The 17,174-nt window shown below is 45.7% G+C and carries 19 protein-coding genes; all 19 read right to left on the bottom strand.

Annotated features, from left to right (window positions below):
* Positions 1 to 15: 15 nt before the first annotated feature.
* A complete protein-coding gene (locus tag ACW5MY_RS06570; RefSeq protein WP_326969654.1) occupies positions 16 to 843 on the bottom strand; it encodes a phage tail domain-containing protein in 828 nt (275 codons plus the stop codon).
* Positions 843 to 5,114 carry a phage tail tape measure protein gene (locus ACW5MY_RS06565; RefSeq protein ID WP_326969655.1) on the bottom strand — a complete coding sequence of 1,424 codons (4,272 nt, stop codon included), beginning with the start codon at positions 5,112 to 5,114 and terminating at the stop codon, positions 843 to 845. Before ACW5MY_RS06565 ends, ACW5MY_RS06570 begins: the two co-directional genes overlap by 1 nt.
* Positions 5,115 to 5,314: 200 nt before the next feature.
* Positions 5,315 to 5,677 carry a phage tail assembly chaperone G gene (gene gpG / locus ACW5MY_RS06560; RefSeq protein ID WP_161621219.1) on the bottom strand — a complete coding sequence of 121 codons (363 nt, stop codon included), beginning with the start codon at positions 5,675 to 5,677 and terminating at the stop codon, positions 5,315 to 5,317.
* Positions 5,677 to 6,282 (bottom strand): major tail protein, encoded by a 606-nt coding sequence (locus ACW5MY_RS06555; RefSeq protein ID WP_166848030.1) that lies wholly within the window; start codon positions 6,280 to 6,282, stop codon positions 5,677 to 5,679. The genes gpG and ACW5MY_RS06555 overlap by 1 nt, the downstream gene beginning before the upstream one ends.
* On the bottom strand, positions 6,283 to 6,663 hold the full coding sequence (gene gp17 / locus ACW5MY_RS06550; RefSeq protein WP_161621217.1) for a tail completion protein gp17: 381 nt from the start codon (positions 6,661 to 6,663) through the stop codon (positions 6,283 to 6,285). It lies immediately after the preceding gene.
* Positions 6,660 to 7,073, bottom strand: coding sequence for an HK97-gp10 family putative phage morphogenesis protein (locus ACW5MY_RS06545; RefSeq protein WP_166848027.1), 414 nt, complete (start codon positions 7,071 to 7,073; stop codon positions 6,660 to 6,662). Before ACW5MY_RS06545 ends, gp17 begins: the two co-directional genes overlap by 4 nt.
* Positions 7,057 to 7,410 (bottom strand): phage head closure protein, encoded by a 354-nt coding sequence (locus ACW5MY_RS06540; RefSeq protein WP_462061903.1) that lies wholly within the window; start codon positions 7,408 to 7,410, stop codon positions 7,057 to 7,059. Before ACW5MY_RS06540 ends, ACW5MY_RS06545 begins: the two co-directional genes overlap by 17 nt.
* Positions 7,364 to 7,651: a head-tail connector protein gene (locus ACW5MY_RS06535; protein WP_161621214.1), complete on the bottom strand. Its 288-nt coding sequence runs from the start codon at positions 7,649 to 7,651 to the stop codon at positions 7,364 to 7,366. The genes ACW5MY_RS06540 and ACW5MY_RS06535 overlap by 47 nt, the downstream gene beginning before the upstream one ends.
* On the bottom strand, positions 7,635 to 8,906 hold the full coding sequence (locus tag ACW5MY_RS06530; protein WP_166848021.1) for a phage major capsid protein: 1,272 nt from the start codon (positions 8,904 to 8,906) through the stop codon (positions 7,635 to 7,637). The genes ACW5MY_RS06535 and ACW5MY_RS06530 overlap by 17 nt, the downstream gene beginning before the upstream one ends.
* Positions 8,903 to 9,487 carry an HK97 family phage prohead protease gene (locus ACW5MY_RS06525; RefSeq protein ID WP_326969705.1) on the bottom strand — a complete coding sequence of 195 codons (585 nt, stop codon included), beginning with the start codon at positions 9,485 to 9,487 and terminating at the stop codon, positions 8,903 to 8,905. The genes ACW5MY_RS06530 and ACW5MY_RS06525 overlap by 4 nt, the downstream gene beginning before the upstream one ends.
* The gene (locus ACW5MY_RS06520) at positions 9,468 to 10,655 is read right to left on the bottom strand and encodes a phage portal protein (RefSeq protein WP_161621212.1); all 1,188 of its coding nucleotides are present in this window, start codon (positions 10,653 to 10,655) and stop codon (positions 9,468 to 9,470) included. The genes ACW5MY_RS06525 and ACW5MY_RS06520 overlap by 20 nt, the downstream gene beginning before the upstream one ends.
* Positions 10,656 to 10,659: 4 nt before the next feature.
* A complete protein-coding gene (locus ACW5MY_RS06515; RefSeq protein ID WP_462061766.1) occupies positions 10,660 to 12,396 on the bottom strand; it encodes a terminase large subunit in 1,737 nt (578 codons plus the stop codon).
* Positions 12,393 to 12,806: a P27 family phage terminase small subunit gene (locus ACW5MY_RS06510; RefSeq protein ID WP_326969658.1), complete on the bottom strand. Its 414-nt coding sequence runs from the start codon at positions 12,804 to 12,806 to the stop codon at positions 12,393 to 12,395. Before ACW5MY_RS06510 ends, ACW5MY_RS06515 begins: the two co-directional genes overlap by 4 nt.
* A 27-nt stretch (positions 12,807 to 12,833) precedes the next feature.
* Positions 12,834 to 13,250 (bottom strand): HNH endonuclease, encoded by a 417-nt coding sequence (locus ACW5MY_RS06505; protein ID WP_326969659.1) that lies wholly within the window; start codon positions 13,248 to 13,250, stop codon positions 12,834 to 12,836.
* Complete coding sequence (locus ACW5MY_RS06500; RefSeq protein WP_161621208.1) at positions 13,247 to 13,390, bottom strand: hypothetical protein; 144 nt, start codon at positions 13,388 to 13,390, stop codon at positions 13,247 to 13,249. The genes ACW5MY_RS06505 and ACW5MY_RS06500 overlap by 4 nt, the downstream gene beginning before the upstream one ends.
* A gap of 20 nt (positions 13,391 to 13,410) precedes the next feature.
* Positions 13,411 to 14,007, bottom strand: coding sequence for a hypothetical protein (locus ACW5MY_RS06495; RefSeq protein ID WP_326969660.1), 597 nt, complete (start codon positions 14,005 to 14,007; stop codon positions 13,411 to 13,413).
* 769 nt (positions 14,008 to 14,776) lie between these two features.
* Positions 14,777 to 15,568 carry a hypothetical protein gene (locus ACW5MY_RS06490; protein WP_462061762.1) on the bottom strand — a complete coding sequence of 264 codons (792 nt, stop codon included), beginning with the start codon at positions 15,566 to 15,568 and terminating at the stop codon, positions 14,777 to 14,779.
* Between the two features lie 207 nt (positions 15,569 to 15,775).
* A complete protein-coding gene (locus tag ACW5MY_RS06485; RefSeq protein ID WP_146260870.1) occupies positions 15,776 to 16,273 on the bottom strand; it encodes a hypothetical protein in 498 nt (165 codons plus the stop codon).
* Positions 16,274 to 16,286: 13 nt separating this feature from the next.
* The gene (locus tag ACW5MY_RS06480) at positions 16,287 to 17,063 is read right to left on the bottom strand and encodes a hypothetical protein (protein ID WP_462061760.1); all 777 of its coding nucleotides are present in this window, start codon (positions 17,061 to 17,063) and stop codon (positions 16,287 to 16,289) included.
* Positions 17,064 to 17,174 lie beyond the last annotated feature (111 nt).

The raw sequence follows: 17,174 nt of genomic DNA, 5'->3' as shown, positions 1-17,174 counted from the left end.
CGCGCTTACACCCCCTTATTTATAGTAAAAATGCGTAATAAATTGAATATCGCTGTACGTCGCGTTGTATATATGAAACTCGTTTTTTCCTGGCGCGAGTGACGGGAATCTTCCAGTCGTTGAAACTACCGAAGAATCCTTTACTACGTACTGCTTAACCAACGTTAAAAGGTCTTCTTTCTTAAGTGTTCCAGAAAATTTAATCTTTTCGCCTGTTGTGCTATTTTCGATAGTAATATCCGTACCGGCGAGGTACATTTGCACATTGTAGTTATGGTCAATTGGAGAAATTTTCGCATCGCCAACGTTATAGACAGTGAATTTGCTCTTATTTATGAAATGGTATTGAGGATCGTTGTACAACCCGATATTCATACCAATTCCGTAGTGTTCGCCGCTTAAATCAAAAGAAGTAAGACTATCATAAATCGATTCGGCCAGCCCTTGAATTGCCGTCAAACTTAGAGAAATCGTATTCCAAGTCTGATGTGAGTTCTGAGGTGCGGAAAAGCCGTCATCGCACGTAACAAGCCATCTTTTATGCGGCTCGTAGGTACATGTCACGTAGTACGGGTCCTCTTTTACGAATAAATTGTATATATCATGTCGATACGCATAGAACTGCTGCGAGTTAGCAGCGTCTAACGCGAGTTCGATCGATATTTTACGCTCCGTATATCTGCCTCTGTTGCCTTTCTGTGGCATAATCACGCCGTTTCTATACGGTAACGTACTTGTTTTACGCTCAAATACCGGCGCATCCGGCGTAAATGACAATAGACTAACGCCCGGAAGGGACTCGCTAACCGGTACGCCGTCTACTATTAAGTCTAAATCCTTCATCAGTTCGTCCCTCCCGCTGCAAATAGTCTACTATTCTGTATTTGTGTGCTTCGCGAATCCAATACTTTACCGACTTTCTTTACGTCAAGGTAAACATCCGGATTCTTACTAGCGATTTCCGCTAAATAAGCGTTCTGCTCTTCGAGTAGAGTGATCTGACGGTCTTGTCGCGATGTAATCGGCTCGATCGATTGAACTTGCGGAACACTCTGCGCTGGGATTCCGAGCTCTTGACCCGCTCGCGCCCATATACCGATACTTCTTTCGCGATATTTTGGATCAGTCGTAATAATGTGCTCGTCGTATCCACGCTCGTTCAGAGCCGCAAACTTGGTACCACCCGCCCCAGGCGAAACTCCGCCCGCGGCGTAACCAACATACGGTCCGCCATTTGCCATCGAAACGAGACCCGGATGCCTAAGGATGCCACCGTAACGTCTGTTTAGGTAGTTAATAGCCGCTAAAACTTGGTGAACTGGGTTTTTGATGTTTCCGTACCCCGGCTCCATATTCGCAGCAAACGTACTCGGAATGAATTGCATTAAACCTTGCGATGGATGGCCGGCTCTTGCGTTGGAATCCCAGTTATTCACTACGTTAGGATTTCCGCCCGACTCTTTCATCGCGATAGTTTCAAGCGCTGAAGCGAATTGAGATCCGAGTCCTTTAATTGATAACGCCTGAGCTACCCACTTCTTAACCGCAGCTGTACCGCCCTCGCCGAAGAATGATCCGACCGATCCCATGAGGTTATCTATGCCTTTGATCGCAAGCTTTCCAACAGCTTTCAACGGGCTGCCACTGTTTTTGGTGAACCAACTCGGTATTAGCTTATCCGCAATACCGAACATACCGGCCGCCTTATCCCATAGGAAATCGGCACCTTTCATAATCCAGTCGAAATACTGACCGACACCGCCCTCATAACCAGGGAATCCGTGGCTTTTTAGTAACCTCTCCGTCTGCTTGTTAGGCAAAACCGAAGTGCCCGGACGTAAATTACGAAGTTCCGGACCGTTGTTACCGGATAAATAAGTACCGACGCCTGGTTCGTGGATCAGCTCGCGACCCTTTTCACTTGTAATAGCTAAACCGCCAGGGTGTCCGCTAGATGGTGTCCCTTTTGCGTAGGCTCCAATTTGCGCGCCTCCGAGAGATCTTCCTGCTGTTTTTGGCGCTGACTTCTTAGGCTTAGATTTTTTATCTTCGCCTGAAAATAGCCCCTTAATCCAGTCCCACGCTGCGCCAACACTATCCATCATCTTATCCCACCCGGTTTTTATCGAACCTGTTTCTTCGTCTATCTCGTCAGCGTGCTCGCCTGCTTGCGCTTTGGCCTCTTTTACGACCTTCTTATGCATGTCTTCGGCTGCCGTAACAGAATCGTCACGCTGTTTCTTGGCTTCCTTAATCATCTTGTCGGCCTGTTCTTTACTAATAGAACCTGTTTCGTCGCGTTCACGAATAATAGCAGCGACCGTCTTGTCGTACTTCTTATTCGCTTCTTTAACGGCACCGTCACGCGCTTTTATACTGTTCTTGATCGTATCAGCAGCTTGGCGCGCCGTAATATTCTTAGATTCTGTCTGAAGCTTACTCATGATAGCCTTTTGCTCGACTTCGCTCTTACTCATGGTTTTAACCGCGGTTGTCATCATGCCTTTTTGTATGTTATTTATTGTGGTCTTTTCCTTTTGAGTGAGCTGTCGTTTTTCAGAACTTGCTTTATTGAGAATCTGCTTAATTTGCGCCTGCCCTTTATCGACTGCGTTCTTCTGTTCGTCTTGTTTCTTTTTCACGTTATCAAGAATTGCCTGTTGCTCTTTCTTGCTAAGCGTTTTACTTGTCGCAAGAAATGAACTTAGGGACTTATAACTCTGATCGCCTTTTGTTTTAATACTCGTTTTAATCTGATCGCCCATTTTATCAAAGTTTTTAACAATCCCGTCGGCAGCCTCTTTCGTGACCTTTTGGCCGGACCAATTCAACTGATTCAGCTGTGCGGTTGCCTTATCGTTTAAATTCTTATATCCGAGAACAGCCTTGGTCGTAGAATCTGAAACTTTCTTTCCGAAACTATCAAGCGTAGGAATTTGTTCTTTTTTCAGATGGTTATAAAGTTTAACCCCACCTTCAGCAAGTAAGCTGACGCCAGTGATCGCCAATCCTACAGGACCGCCTAACGCGCTAAAACCAAGCCGAGCAACGCCCGCAATTCTCGCCACACTTCCGAAACTCTTAACGAGTCCGAGAGCTTTTCCGCCGAGTCCAGCGAAACGGCCCGCTGTCTGTGCAATTCCGCCACCTAAAGATGACGCCGCAGTTCCGGCAGTCTTAGACTTTCCGCCGAGTTCAACCAGGCCGCCCGCAGCCGATGACGCATTCTTACCGAAGCCGAGTAGCCCTTTTCCGCCTTTCAGAATCTCCGGAAGAAACATAGTGGCAATACTTAATACGCCGCCCCATTTCCCGCCGAATGTAGCCATAGCACCGCCGGCCGCAACCGACGCTCCTCGCATACCCCGCATTCCTTTAGTAGTTCGGGTAAGAGCCGCGTTTCCAGCGTTCATACTTGCCGATGCCGCAACGTTTGCCGCCGCTAATTGTGTCGTAGATGTTCGAGCTAAAGCAGCTTCAGCACGATAACGCCCGAAGGCTGTCGCGCCTCTACTTAACGCACCGACTACCGTACTTACACCTGAAACAACCGCGCCCAATGCGATGACCAAAGGCGGTAAGGCTGCCGCAGCAAGTCCGATTACAACAACCGCATTCCGTATAGAAGGCGAAAGGTTTTGGAACCATTCGGTAAAGTCTCCGATAACTTCGCCGGTCTTTTTAAGAGCTGGTTCAAGCTGATCTAGCAGGACTTCACCTAACGGAACTAGGTTAGTCTGTAGTTCACGAAAAGCCTTCGCTGCTCTATCGCTAAAATTATCTCGTAAAGATTCGCCAGCCTTCTTGGTAGCGCCTTCTACATCTGAGAAGCTATTCTTTACGTTTGCGAGCGCAGATACGCCTTTTTGACCTAAATCTTCGAACTGCGTACCCATGATCTGCTGACCTATTTTGTAAGCGTCGCTTTTGTTTTTCATGCTGTCGATATCTTTCATGACCGCAGTAAAAACCTCATCGCCGCCTTCACCGGTCTTTTTAAACTGTGCGTACAGGTCTTGGGTGTTCTTAGACAACGACTTCATAGCATCGTCCGCAGTACCATCCGACAACCGGATATTCATTTCTTTAATCAGGTCGCCGACCTTATCTAACTGGAAGGCACCCGATTCAGCTCCGGCTTGGAAAATAGAAAACATCTGTTCACCCGAAAATCCTGCCGCAGCAAATTGATTCGAATATTCGTTGATTGAATCTAGGAACTCGCCCGAATAATCAAGACCCTTCTGGAAACCTGACGTAATCATATCCATCGACTGATCGACCGAAAGATTATCGAATGAGTTTTGCATCGCGTTGATGGACTTCGTAATGTCGTTGCCTTCCTGGTCAAAGGATTCTGCAATGGTCATAGTATCTTTCGTTACTCTTTCAAGCGTCTCGTTTGATGCGTCGCCTAACGATTTGATATTACGTCGCACGTTGCTTATAACGCTTGTAACATCGCCTACATTCTCACCGAACCCTTCTTTCCAAATGTTCGTCGCTGCTTTCGTTGCTTCTTCGGCCTCTTGCTTCGTCAGACCCATCTGCGCCTGTATAGACCCTTGCGCTTTCTTAACGTCAGCCGCCGATTTAATCGCCATCGCGCCGAGTGCTGCCATCGGAGCCGTTATTCCCGCGATACCAACCTGCCCGATCGCCTTCATCCGGGCGCCTTGCTTTTCTAGGTTCTCGCCGTACTCCTTAAGGCTGTCTCCCGCGCGTGTCCATGCGGAATTTTGCGTATTTATTTCGAGGGTTGTTCGCTCTAATTGTCGTCCGAGATAGTTATACGCAGCGACTTCGTTATTAATCTGTTGGGCCAGCTGCAAAGCGACTTTAGAATTTTCGCCTTTTTCTCGCGCAAGTTGTTGATATTTATTGCGCATCTGCTCGATCTTAGCCGACTGTAATTGATATAGCTTCGATAGCCCTTCCTGGCGTTCCCGCAACTTGTCGGACGCATCACCAAGGCGGCCAAACTGCGAATCCGAGGCTTTCATTTCACTACGTACTAACGCCATTTTGTCTTTAATGTTGTCTACGCCTTGTGAAAATCCGTTATCGTCGAATGCGAGGCGCATTACCATATTGCCTAGAACTTCATTTGACACATTCTCACCTCCCGCCTAAAACACATGATCTATAGGTACCGTTTTAAGGTTCGCTCGCTCTCGCTTCTTCTTCTCGACTGGATCGTTTAACTTCTCTTGCCTTTCCAGTAAACGAATATAAAAAAGGTAGTCGCTTTCATCGATTTGATGTAGCGACCACCCTTGTTGCATAAGTGAGAGGTAAGCGTCCTGGATGTTATCTATTGCTTCGTCGATTGTGATTCGGCGATCAGCTTTTCTAGCAACTTTCCCATATCGGCCTCTTCCGCGCGCTTTTCTAATTCCTCGCGAGTAGGATAGCCTAAGATATTTACGCCGATAATGTCATAAAGCACGTCTCTGTGCCCGATTGTGTTTAAACCGTTATTTAAATCCGAAATTGTAAATTGTTTGTCGAAAGCTTCTACGATCAATTTGAATTGTCGGTCTAGTAACTCGATTGGATCGTGGTCGGGATCTTGTGCGTACTTCTCAACCTCTAAAGCCTCGCGCTTGATTTTAAATTTCACGAAGCTTTGCGTAAAAGTCTTTTCTTCTCCCTTAATATTAAGAGTGATTTCCATTAAGCAGCGCCTCCCTCAGTTGGGGCAGTAGTGCCAGTGTCCGCTAGTTTAGTAACGTCGAATACTTGATCGAAGAATGTGCTTTCGAATTCCTCGAAACCTGGGATTCCACTATCACCAACGATTTTAAAGATCTTATCGCTACGCTGAATGAACGTACCTTCGATTTCATCAGTTTGGAAATCGATCTTATCTTCCGCTGTCTTGCGATCCTCTGTCGGAAGGCCGAATCGTCCTTTTGTAAGCCAAACCATACGTTTAGTTCCGTCCTCTTTTGTGCCTGTAAAGCCTAGCGCAACATAAGGAGGTACGGCATCTTGTTTAAACGCGATAACACCTTTTACTAACTGCTGACCTGTGATGTCGGCTAGAACGTCCATAGGAATTTCCGAAACTCCTAAACTAACTTTTGTTTCACCGATCTGTGTTTTAGCGATGATCGGTCCGTTATTTGCATATAAAGTTCCGTTCTCACTGCTCGTATCTACTTTCGCAGAAATAACCGGCGCGAAATCCTTAACTTCACCGTATTGAATATCGCCTTTTTCGTCTTTAACCAATTTTGCATATACTAAGTTCTCAAGCCCAACTGATACACTACCCATCTATATTTCCTCCTTTAATTTTACAGTTGTTCTATAAAGCAACGCCTTGCGGAAAGCGCCGCGCTCGTTTTCATCAAAAGACGAGGACGTGACTCTCCGGCATCTTAGCGCCTTCATTTTCCTATCAATGGCCGTTTGAATCGGGCCTATATTGTCATCTGCTTTGATCCATACATTTACTTGTAAGTCGATATCGGATGCGACTGCTTTGTTTCCCCAGTATTCCGTATCGATATTGTCCGTCTCGATAACGAGGATGTGCGGATACTCTGCCGCGAACTCTTGCGGTAAATTGCCGGCATATATTCGACCGCCTGTCATTTCGTTAATGGTAGGATCGTTAAAAAGCTCTCGCGCAATGACCGGTTCATAATTAATCATGTCCCTATCCCCTTACGCAGATTTTCAGCGACGGCCTTCTGAATCGCGTCCCTTTTAACGCGGTAGGCTCTTGTAATAAACGGATTTCCTCTTATGAACTTTCCGGTACTAGTCGTAAACCCGTCGTGAGTGAATCGGGCACGCCACGCAGTCTTTTCGGAAGGTCCTATATCAAAACTGATAGAATCCGGGATTGGTCTATCTTTTTTCGGTGTCTGTCTAATCCGGATATCATCGCGAATGTGTTGGTGGTTAATGTCCGAAACGGGAACTTCCTGACGAATACCTTCAGCGAGGACTTGAGCCCCTGCCCGAAGTGCTTTTGTCTCCGTCTTTTTAACGTCTTTTCCCATCCGCATAAGTCTGCGTTCGATATCGTCAAGACCGTCTATATTAGCTGATATCCTCACGGTCCCACCCCTCACACTGCAACGTCATTAGTTCTTGGTTCTGTAAGTCCGGAATGACTTCGGCTATCTTGTACGGCTGCCCCTTGAATATCACGCGCATACTACCGGCCTCGATGCCGTTTCGTTGCCGTATCCGAAACCATATTGTGTTTTGTTGATGCTCTGCGGCTGCCTGAATGATCCATCTATCGCGTGGCTGCATGATTTGGGCCCAAGGCTTAGCGAAAGGTACCCAAGTATGTCTCGGCTTCATAGTGACCGGATCTTGCCCCGGCTCGCGTTTTTCAATGCTAATTCGATTCCGTAGCTCCCCCGGATTTATCCCCAACGTCCTCACCACACATTCCCGCCTGTACAAACAACGGCGTTAAGGAGTTCAACGCGTTCCCCATGCTCTTTTCCGTCACTCGATACTCGTAGAAAATACCGGCGACTAGCAAAATAAGATGATCGTCCGCGTATCCTGTCCCGCGTTTCACATAACGTTCGGCTGACTGTAAGTAAAAAGACAGCAAGGAATTTTCCTCACTGTCTTCTAACTTCAGATGTTCGATTAGTTGATTAAGCAGACGGTGCATCCGTACCTAGCTCCAATTTGAATACTGAAGGTTCGAACGGTGAATAGATAAGCTGACCGTCGTTTAGGTGCCAGATTTTAAAGCCGACTTGGTTTGTATCGCTATATCTTTCAAGAAGCTTACTTACTTCCATTGAGCCGATTACATCTTGAATGTGGAATGAGCTGAAGTCACCGAAATACAAGCGTGGTACATCCGGTGTGCTGCCATCTACGTAATCAGATACGTCTACCGGATAGCCTAGAATTTTTTGACCGAACGCGCCTTCAATGAATGATTCACGAAGAAGTGGCTGTCCGTTCGCATCTTTAAGAGTTTCAATGATATTCAATGCAGCTCTGTTCATGATCCAGCGTGCGTTTTTGAGTTTTGCTGTAGGCACTGTGTTTTTCAAACGAACTAGTTTGTTATAAATATCAGTTTCAGTAGTCGTAAAGGCTACGGATTTTTGATATAAAGATCCTGGGTTATCAGTAGAGTTAAAGAAGTAATCAGCTTCTTTAGCCACGTACGCTTTTTTCAGCTCTTCGATGATCGCTTGCTCGATAGGCATGTCAGTCATGTGTAAGAGCTTCTTAGTGATTAAGACTAGTGCGTCAGTTTCAGAAGGCTTTAAGAACACTTCGCTGAAATCAAGATCAGTCGGTGTAATTGGGTTGTCTAGCGTTCTCTCTGTGCTTAAGCGATTCGCAGTTGCTTTCTTAGTTAGTACAGGGTAACCTTCCTGTCCTTTCGTAACTACGCGAGTACCATAGCGACGAAGTAAGTTTTCTTCTTGTGCGTAAGTGATGATTTCTTTTGACAGTGTTTCAGGTACCAAGACTTTTCCGTTTGATGTGTCAACTCCCATAGAACGAGCTTCGGAATCGCCAATTCTACCTACGAGATAGTTAGCAAAAGCTTTACGCTGCTGGCCTTCTTTGGCTTTAGTACGTGATTCTGAAGCGAGCGAACTCATAATGCTACGAGTAAGTGCGTCGCGTTTCTCCTGTTCTAGCGTGTGAGAACGATTTTCTTCAGCTGGCACTTCTTTTTCGCCTTCTGCCGGCGCATCTTCTTCGCCTTCTGCTTTTTCTTTTAGTTTATCGATCTCTTCTTTGACTGCCGAAAGCTCAGCCGCAAGTTTATCGATTTCTTCTTGTACACTATCGACTGTCGCAGAATCTACTTTTCCAGCCTCGACATCTTCGCGAAGCTCTCCTAATCGCGCTTCGATTGTTTGTTTACGATTTTCTAAGATTTCATTAAGGTTCATTTTAAAGCCTCCTGTATTTTGGTCATTAGTTTTTGAGTTTTCATTCTGAGCTCATGATCTTCTTTGGCTCGCGTATAGATATCTTTGGTTCTAACTACTGCGGCCTCCGTTTCTTCGTACGCTGGAAGTGAAACGACACTGATCTCGTACAACTGAACTTCTTGAATCGTTCGGGTTGCCGGAACAGTGTCGTAATTCCAATCTTCTTTTGTAACGTTAAAGCCGAAACTACATTGAGTGATGTCGCCGCGAAGCATACTGCTCCGTAAATCGTCGGCCCATTGTGTAGCTGGCGGTGTAACTGTAAATCTAAGACCTTTAGCGTCTTCTTCTAGCGTTAAAGTACCGCTACGAGTGCGTCCGAGTACGTAGTCCCAATTGTGATTAAATAGCGCCCGCACATCGGATTGACTAGAAAGTGCCTTCGCAAAAGCCCCAGGCGCAATAATTTCGGTGAACATACCGCCAATATCTGCCGGAGTATTAAAAACTGCGCCATAACCGGTGATTTTAGGCGCTTCGCTATCGTTTGAAGCATCGCGAACATCCATGCCGCTGATATCAAACGTCCGTTGCTCCATTTTCCCCACTTGCATCACCACCTTTCGAGGCCTCGTCGAGCTTATCGATCCCGACAAGATCCTTACTGACGTACAATTTGCTAGATTCCGGTGTTTCTAATCGCGGAAACCCTAACATTTCGCGTGCGTCGTCCGGTGTAGCGATCATAGTGCGCACCAGGTTATAACCGATATCTGTTTTCGTCTTAAAACTCACGTAATCTAAAACGTTGTAACGGAAACGGATACGCAGATTACTGTCGGTAGGGAAGAATAGCTGACTAAGGTGCTCTTCAAAGTTTTTAAAGATAGGTTTTAAGCAGTTTGTGAAAAGCATCATCATCGCCTGTTCCATGTCTTTCTTTTCAATCTCTTCTAATAGTTCAGCGTCGAGGCCGAAGTATTTACCGAGATCCTTTTTATAGACATTCAAGTATTTCAAGATCTTCTCATCGTCGATAGGAGACTCTAGAGCCTTTATGTCATACCCCTTTCCGAGAGGAATCATTTTTGTTTTGTGGGTGGTGTTAATGTCTTCTAACTGATCCAAAATCTCTTCGACCTGCTGCAAATTATTGTTTGCCGCGGCGTATAAATGCGTATCAAGCTTCAAAAGGAACGCGATAAGGCCTCCCTTTTTGTACTTTTCAGTTATTGCCTTTTCAGCGTTCATAACACCTTCTAGCGTTTCTCTCGCTAGTTCTAACAGACCGACACCATCCGCATGATTGAGCCCCATGTTTTTAATGTGCCGCACCATATAAGGCGGTATGTCACTGCCGTAGCATGTAATTCGCTCGGTTCCCGCCGCTGTTAATTCGCTAACTGCACCGCTTAGCACATGAATTTGTTTTCCGTCATAGAAAGGGTAAACATCGCCTTCTAGTAGATAAGTGTTAGTCAGTAGTTTCTTGAATTCGAACCCGGTTAAATAATCATTTGGACGATTTAAAACCCGCAAGGCGTGAAGTGCCTGCGGGCTGCTGGATACTTTTCCTGTCGTAGTATCCTCAACAACGAAATCTGACAAAGCTACTTGATCGCTTATCAATTTCATTAGACTGTAGGTATCGCTTGATCTTAAAATACTTTCATCATTTACAAACGCTGTATAGTTAAACATAGCTGTATCTCGTAAATTGAAGCTTCGTTTAGTTACGCGATCCTTGATCCATCCGTAGACTCCCAATTTCTCACCTCCGATAAAGTCGTTTTAGTATCGCGCTGAACTCTTCTGCGTCGTACTTAGTCATCATCATCATTGTCTCCTTATGCGCGTTAAGGAAGGCGACAAAGCCATCGATTTTCGCTTTACTCTGTCGTTTACTCGGTCGTTTCAATCCTTGGAAGTTCTTATCTGCGACAACGTTCTCTGTGCAGTAAACAAATAGAGGATTGTCCGTTTTAATTTTCCCTTCATACATCAACACCTCAACGTCATCAAACGGTGCGTTTAGAAGCGTAGATATTTGTCGGACTTCTACACACGTCAAACCTTCGTACTCTAGCGCCTCTATAAGCTTCTGAGACAGGGCCGGATCATAGTTAACTTGCAATACGTCGTACATCTGGGCGCAGTCAATGATAAAGTCTTTGACCATATCGTGATCGATTGTTCTTCCAGGACACAACGTCAAAAAGCCCTTTTCGCACATTTGTCGATAAGGGATGCCTTCTAACTTTTCTCTCGCTTCCAAGTCATGTTCCGGCAAGAAGTACATTTGCCGAACCTTAAGAAGTGGATTTCCTTCGTTGTCTTGTGAAGGTATGTTTATTGAGACGCAAGTTAAGTCTGTCGTTTTCGATAAATCTAATCCGAGGACTACTTGCTCGCCGTTATATTCGCCGAGGTCAGTAATGATATGACCCTCGTTGTCTTGTATCATTTTTTGAACGATGTCTTTTTCGAAGTAAGTACCGGTGCTCCGAACAAACACGTTTAAATGCTTTGCCATAAATTCGTCTTTTCGCTCGGCCGACATTAGCGCCTCTCTGTATCGCTCTTCTAAGTAGTCACCATCAATCGATACGTTATAGTTAACGTTGACCTTGCGCCAAACTGCCGGGTCGTCCCACGCGTCGCCCTTATCTGGCTCGGTTATATAAACCCACCACGAATCATCGTCATGACTACCGTTTAGAACTTTCTTCGCGTAGTCATAAATCTGCAAGCCGACGGACGTAGTTCCTTTTCCTGCGGTAGATATGATGAACATTAACGGCTGAGTTCGCGATCCCATACCGGACTTTAATACGTCATAGATATCAGCGTTTCCATTCGCGTGTACTTCGTCAAGTAGTACGAAATGTGGGTTCGAACCGTCTAGTCCGGTTGTGTTTTTAGATAACGGCCGGAATGTATTCTCGAATGTCTTACCGTCCCTGGTGTATGAATAAATAACCTTATTCAGATTTCGGAGTATCCGGGATCGACCTCTAAGGTCCGGGCTGTTCTCGATGGACGCAATCATTTTCGAAGCCGCGATATCCGCCTGCGCTCTTTCCGTCGCAGCACAGAAGCACTCGGCTCCGAGCTCGTTATCACCAAAAAGCATATAGTTCCCTACGCCGGCCCCTAGCGTTGTTTTATCATTCTTACGCGGAATCTGAATATAGGACGTTCGAAAAAGTCGGACCTCTTTGTTATATCTGTTTCGCTTAACAAAACCGAAAATACACGACAGGTTAAATTTTTCCCAATCGGTAAGCATTATGTTTTGTCCGGCAACTGGCCCTTCGCGATAATAGCAAAACGTTTCTATGAAGTGCATTGTGTAATTTGCTCGATCAACATCAAAACGAATATCTTTACGCTCCATTAATGATAGGTAGCGTTTAACTGTCTGTATTTCCGATCTACAGTGCAGCTCAAGCTCGCTCATAACCTTGTCAGCGTATATTTGAGCGTAGTTCACACCCTTTTCAATCACGACCCACCGCCCCACTTTTCGGTAAATTCTTGGAGCTTATCGGTAGCGCCGTTCGGCTTTCCGCCGACTATCTTTTGCAGCTTCGGAGTTAAGCCTAATTGTTCGATAAGTTTGCTTTTCTTCGCGTTCCAATCGGCCACTTGCTGCGCTAAAGGATGCTTAATTTCGTTCTCATGACCGCTCTTGTTTACGTGCATCTTAGTCGCTGGAAAGCCTTCATCGCGCCATTCTTCGTACATTTGTTTATATATGACATGCGCGTCAAGATACGTATCAATAAGGGGCGCGAGTGATTCTGAGTATGTCCCGGCTGCTTGCAATAAATCCACGATTCGCGACTCTTCCTCTTCTCGAAGCGCTCGTAATCGTTTTGTCTGCGCGCCGCGTCTTTGCGGTGTCATTTCTGCCATTTTTCATCGTACCCCCCTTTCAAAATTTCACTTTGGCGTATGCGTGCCTCCCCCACTCCTATCCCCCGAATGCTTAAAATATTTTTGAAAGACCTGGGGGGTTTGTTTTTTATTTTCATTTTCAATTTTCGCGTGACACTTCGGACAAAGAAGGATCAAATTACTTTCTTCTAGTTTGAGCGTCGGGTCCTCTGCGATCGCGATAACGTGGTGAACATGCGCGTTCTTCCCGAAAACAAATTGACCACATTCACGACACTTTGCTCCATCTCTTTCGAACACATATTGACGCATACTTTGCCAGTCATCTGAACGATAAAAGGGTTTGTTCTTTGATTGGAATGTATCTCGACCCTTGCCCTTTGCCTTCGGCTTATGTTCCTCGCAATAGTAGCTACCTGTTACGGCCAATCCTGCGCAACCGTTAAAGATGCAGTACCTCATTCTGTTTTGCCTTTCGGCTTACGCTTGGCGCTCGGCTTCTTAGCAGGCTGCGCGTTCTCTACATACACACTCTTCTTTTCTTTCTCGTCCCATACTAGTTTTCCGTGAGCCAATTCGAGTGCTGTTTCTTCTTTAGCCATATCGTATCTTCTCCTTTCGTTTATGCTGCGGTACTTGCTGTTAGCTTTGCGTTAATGCCAGCGAATAGTCTGCGGTAATGTTCCTGTCTATGCTTCGGTAGTTGCTTAACGAAACGGTTAACGTGGATGATTCGTGTCTTACCGTACAATCTATCGCAGTCAATACCGTTCATATAAACGATGGTAAGCAAACGACAAAGAGGACCATAGTTACGCATAGTCGGACACTGTGCGTTTATAACGCGATAGTCACTAAGCTTTGCGTCCATCCAAACGCCATTGTTCAACGTAAAGTCCGGTACGAATCGGCCATGTCTTACCGTCTTATATCCGATACCAAGTTCACGCAACAAATGACTGAATACTAATTCGAACTCGTTACCACATCGCGCAGCGACGTTAGCATCGAACTTTATAGATTCGTAGTTGATACCGGCTGCCTTAACTGCATTCGGATATCCACCGAATAAAGTAACGCATCTACGTCTTAATGCGTCATCTTCTGCACGCATTCTCGTATAATTAAGCGTCAGTCCTTCGGCCTGCCTACGTTGGATCTCTGCAATAATCGATTCCTTAGTCGGGTACTTCTTAGCGCCTCTGTTCTTCTTTGTCATATGCGTTCTCCTACCTTTCGCGTATTTTTCCTACCGGTTAAGGTGCGATGCGGCTCGCACGTGGTAGGCCGTTCTGCTGACGGTAGCTAATCGCCAGTGAGCCGCAAACACAAAAAAGCGATCGACATGTGCGCCGATCACTTCGTTCTGTTTGCGGAAATACAAACAAACTTAATAAAATTCAAAATAGGGGAAGAGGAAGAAAAAACGACTTATATTATCTCAATGGGGTTGTCGATTTTCCCCTCACTATAAACATAGATAATCCACTTGAAACAGGTGTTTTTAAGTTTAGTAAGTAAAAATCTTCATAACGTAAGACAGCATATTAGGCATTAATGCAAGTATTTTTCAACTCGAAATTCGCTTCATAACGTATAGACAACAAAAGAGCTATTTTACAAGTGTTTTTCAAACAAAAAACCAAATTATTTTCATCCAGTAAAAATCACCGGACAAGACAATAATCCTTTAAAACATAGCGCCCCTACGTCGCTTTGCTCCTACGGGCCGCAGTTATTATTTATTAAGTACCTTTATCGCGATTAAATAAATAAGAACTTAATATCTCCGCCGTATGAGCGATAGCGAATGAAAGGCGGAAGGTTTAAACGGTTTTTTATTTAGTATAGATATAGAACGTTTTGCGTAAATTTCACGTCAAAAACAGCGTTCACTCTTAGAGCCGCAAGGGATTCAGCGTTTGTAAGCACGGTGCAAAAAAGGGGGTGTATCTCGGCTTTTTGGTGCAAAAAAGGGGGTGTATTTTTCACCCCACGTAAGACTTCGAAGTAAATAACGCATCCAATGTTCCGTCCGGCTGGCCTGACTTGCGATAGAAAATGTACGGATTTAGCACCGTTAACTTTTCGCGACTGTCCTTCGCTCGATGCCATACGCCAACGACTCCGGCCTTCCTTAATCTAGTCAGCGTTTCACGCGCTTTCTTTTCCGACATACCAACGAGCTCTCCGATCTGCTTTTCGTTGAGAAACCGGATCTCTCCCGTTGTACAAAACGGATCATTGCATATCATATTCGTTTCTAAATGGACGTTAGGAAGCAACTTATATACGAAGCCAAGGTCCGCCGCCTTTACGTCGAGGCATTTAACGGTAGAAAAGAACGTTTTAATCATGTTCTGCGACTCGCCGCCGGCCTTACCTCGTAGGTGATAGCGAGGGTTTACCGTAAAGCGTCCGTCTTCTTCATATATGATCTCTTTATCCTTCAGCTCGGTAACGACCGCCTTAACTGTGCGCGGGCTCACCTTTAGTATTTTCGCTAATGCTGCGCGTTTGGCCGGCTCTTTCTTTCCGTCTAGGATTACGTTTGTTTCGTACTCGATATACGGCTGCAGCATAACGACGTAGCCGCAATACGTATTCGATAGTTCGCTTGTTACCTCGCGTATATGCTTCATATGTGTAAGCGAAAAGTGCCGCGTATCCTTTCCGCGCTTCTGCATCTTCTTATAGGCTTCGTCTTGCTTGCGGTGCCTTATCGTATAATCCGTTAAAACCTCGCCCGTAGATTGATCGACAACTAATTTAGCTCCCATTTTATAGCCTCCCGTATTTGATCGTCACATTTTGTGACGAACGATTTGATCTCGTCACAATTTGTGACGAGTGATTTAATTAGCGCAAATTGCGCTGAACAAGTCGATTCAGTCGTCGCAAATTGCGACAACACTGCCGACCTCTTCGCAAATTGCGAAGAGCGAGTTGATTGTCTCATCGTGCGACGAACAAGCCGACGGGCCCGCCTATGAAGCGAAGCCGCCGCCCTTGAATGCGATATAACCTACCGGACCCTGCCGACCACGTTTCCGCCATGCTCGGTACTTCTCGGAGCACATAGATTTCACTTTGCCGCGGTAATCGACATTGTCGTAGTATTCGCGTGTCTGTAGGTTGAAGCGTAAGTATTCGTCGAGGTAGCACGTCACAGACCGGCCGTTCGTGTAATCGAGGTATATGCGGCCACATACCGGACACTGTTTCCACCGATTGGCCCGTATCCACTTAAAGTCGCGCCAAGTTAGCCCGTAGCCTGGCGCATTGTTTTCGAGAATCTGATCTAACGTGTCGCGATAGTCTTTAAGATCCTCGCGCAGCTCGTCGAAAGCCGCGCGGAAATCTTCGATACTATCAAAACGGTCGCCTAAAATAACGCTGAATTCATACGATATATTTGAGTAAAAACAACGCTTCCACTCCGGGTCTTTGCTTTCAATCGCAGGAACAACGGGTGATTTCGGCATGTCTTTTCCTCCCCTATTTGTATAATTTCGTCCATCCTTCGCGGAAAGTACCGTTCTTTTCATCTTGGGATACGGACCTCTTTCGTCCGGTGACGGTTCCTTGACGAACTTGATTCCATCCCGGCGCTGCGTGGTTGTCTTTACCTTCATCAACGAGGCTTAGACCGCCTAAGCGTCGATCCATCTGCTCGAGCTGCGTTTCGGTATAAAACGGATATCGCTCGACGTAATCCGGAAAGTCTCTCGGAAACACTGGCGGTCCTTCTTCCTGCTGTCGCACCGATTCAGACGCAAGGGAATCGCGCTGGGCCTTATCACTCAACCAACGCAGTAATGCGTTTTGAACCTCGCGAGTAAACGAATATACCGGCGCTTCTCCGGCGCCTACGGCGTTTAACCACTCGCCAAGTACGTCAGGCCCTTTAGCTTTAAACGGCTTATATGGCGGCAATTTCTTCGCTTTATAACCGAGCATCACAGCGGCAACACTTTCCGGAGCTGACATACGTATTTCGCGCGCCTCGCTTGTCTTGATCCCGAGTAGCTTATTTACGTCCCTGTCCGGCAGTTCTAAAAAGTAATGAAGCGCAATAACTTTCCGTTCTAATCCATCGAGTACGTCCGTATCTAACGCGGTTCTTAAGTCGATTAGCATTGTGACCGTCGCTTCGTCCGTTTGATCCTCGATCTGGTTGTAAATTGAGAGCAGACGAATAATGCCGTCCTCGTCGTAAAGGTATTCATCCTCTTTTTGCGTTACTTTCGTGTGATAGCTCGACCCTTTCCCCATTCGTATGTCCCCCTATTTTTTTAAATTTAGTTTGCAAAACCGAACAGTTTGTGTTATAATTTATAGTGGATAATACTATGGATATTTAAATATAAAATCAAAACAGATACT

It is taken from the genome of Bacillus sp. Bwzl_19 (assembly GCF_054900515.1).
The sequence above is the reverse complement of the archived record's forward strand: the minus strand, read 5'-3'. Positions and strand labels throughout refer to the sequence as shown.

Excerpts from the sequence above, each read along its gene's own strand:
- ACW5MY_RS06480 (WP_462061760.1), bottom strand. The coding sequence starts at position 17,063 with ATGGGGAAAGGGTCGAGCTATCACACGAAAGTAACGCAAAAAGAGGAT.
- ACW5MY_RS06570 (WP_326969654.1), bottom strand. The coding sequence starts at position 843 with ATGAAGGATTTAGACTTAATAGTAGACGGCGTACCGGTTAGCGAGTCC.
- ACW5MY_RS06490 (WP_462061762.1), bottom strand. The coding sequence starts at position 15,568 with ATGGGAGCTAAATTAGTTGTCGATCAATCTACGGGCGAGGTTTTAACG.
- ACW5MY_RS06525 (WP_326969705.1), bottom strand. The coding sequence starts at position 9,487 with ATGGAGCAACGGACGTTTGATATCAGCGGCATGGATGTTCGCGATGCT.
- ACW5MY_RS06505 (WP_326969659.1), bottom strand. The coding sequence starts at position 13,250 with ATGAGGTACTGCATCTTTAACGGTTGCGCAGGATTGGCCGTAACAGGT.
- gp17 (WP_161621217.1), bottom strand. The coding sequence starts at position 6,663 with ATGATTAATTATGAACCGGTCATTGCGCGAGAGCTTTTTAACGATCCT.
- ACW5MY_RS06510 (WP_326969658.1), bottom strand. The coding sequence starts at position 12,806 with ATGGCAGAAATGACACCGCAAAGACGCGGCGCGCAGACAAAACGATTA.
- ACW5MY_RS06555 (WP_166848030.1), bottom strand. The coding sequence starts at position 6,282 with ATGGGTAGTGTATCAGTTGGGCTTGAGAACTTAGTATATGCAAAATTG.
- ACW5MY_RS06500 (WP_161621208.1), bottom strand. The coding sequence starts at position 13,390 with ATGGCTAAAGAAGAAACAGCACTCGAATTGGCTCACGGAAAACTAGTA.
- ACW5MY_RS06530 (WP_166848021.1), bottom strand. The coding sequence starts at position 8,906 with ATGAACCTTAATGAAATCTTAGAAAATCGTAAACAAACAATCGAAGCG.
- ACW5MY_RS06535 (WP_161621214.1), bottom strand. The coding sequence starts at position 7,651 with ATGCACCGTCTGCTTAATCAACTAATCGAACATCTGAAGTTAGAAGAC.
- gpG (WP_161621219.1), bottom strand. The coding sequence starts at position 5,677 with ATGGAAATCACTCTTAATATTAAGGGAGAAGAAAAGACTTTTACGCAA.
- ACW5MY_RS06495 (WP_326969660.1), bottom strand. The coding sequence starts at position 14,007 with ATGACAAAGAAGAACAGAGGCGCTAAGAAGTACCCGACTAAGGAATCG.
- ACW5MY_RS06485 (WP_146260870.1), bottom strand. The coding sequence starts at position 16,273 with ATGCCGAAATCACCCGTTGTTCCTGCGATTGAAAGCAAAGACCCGGAG.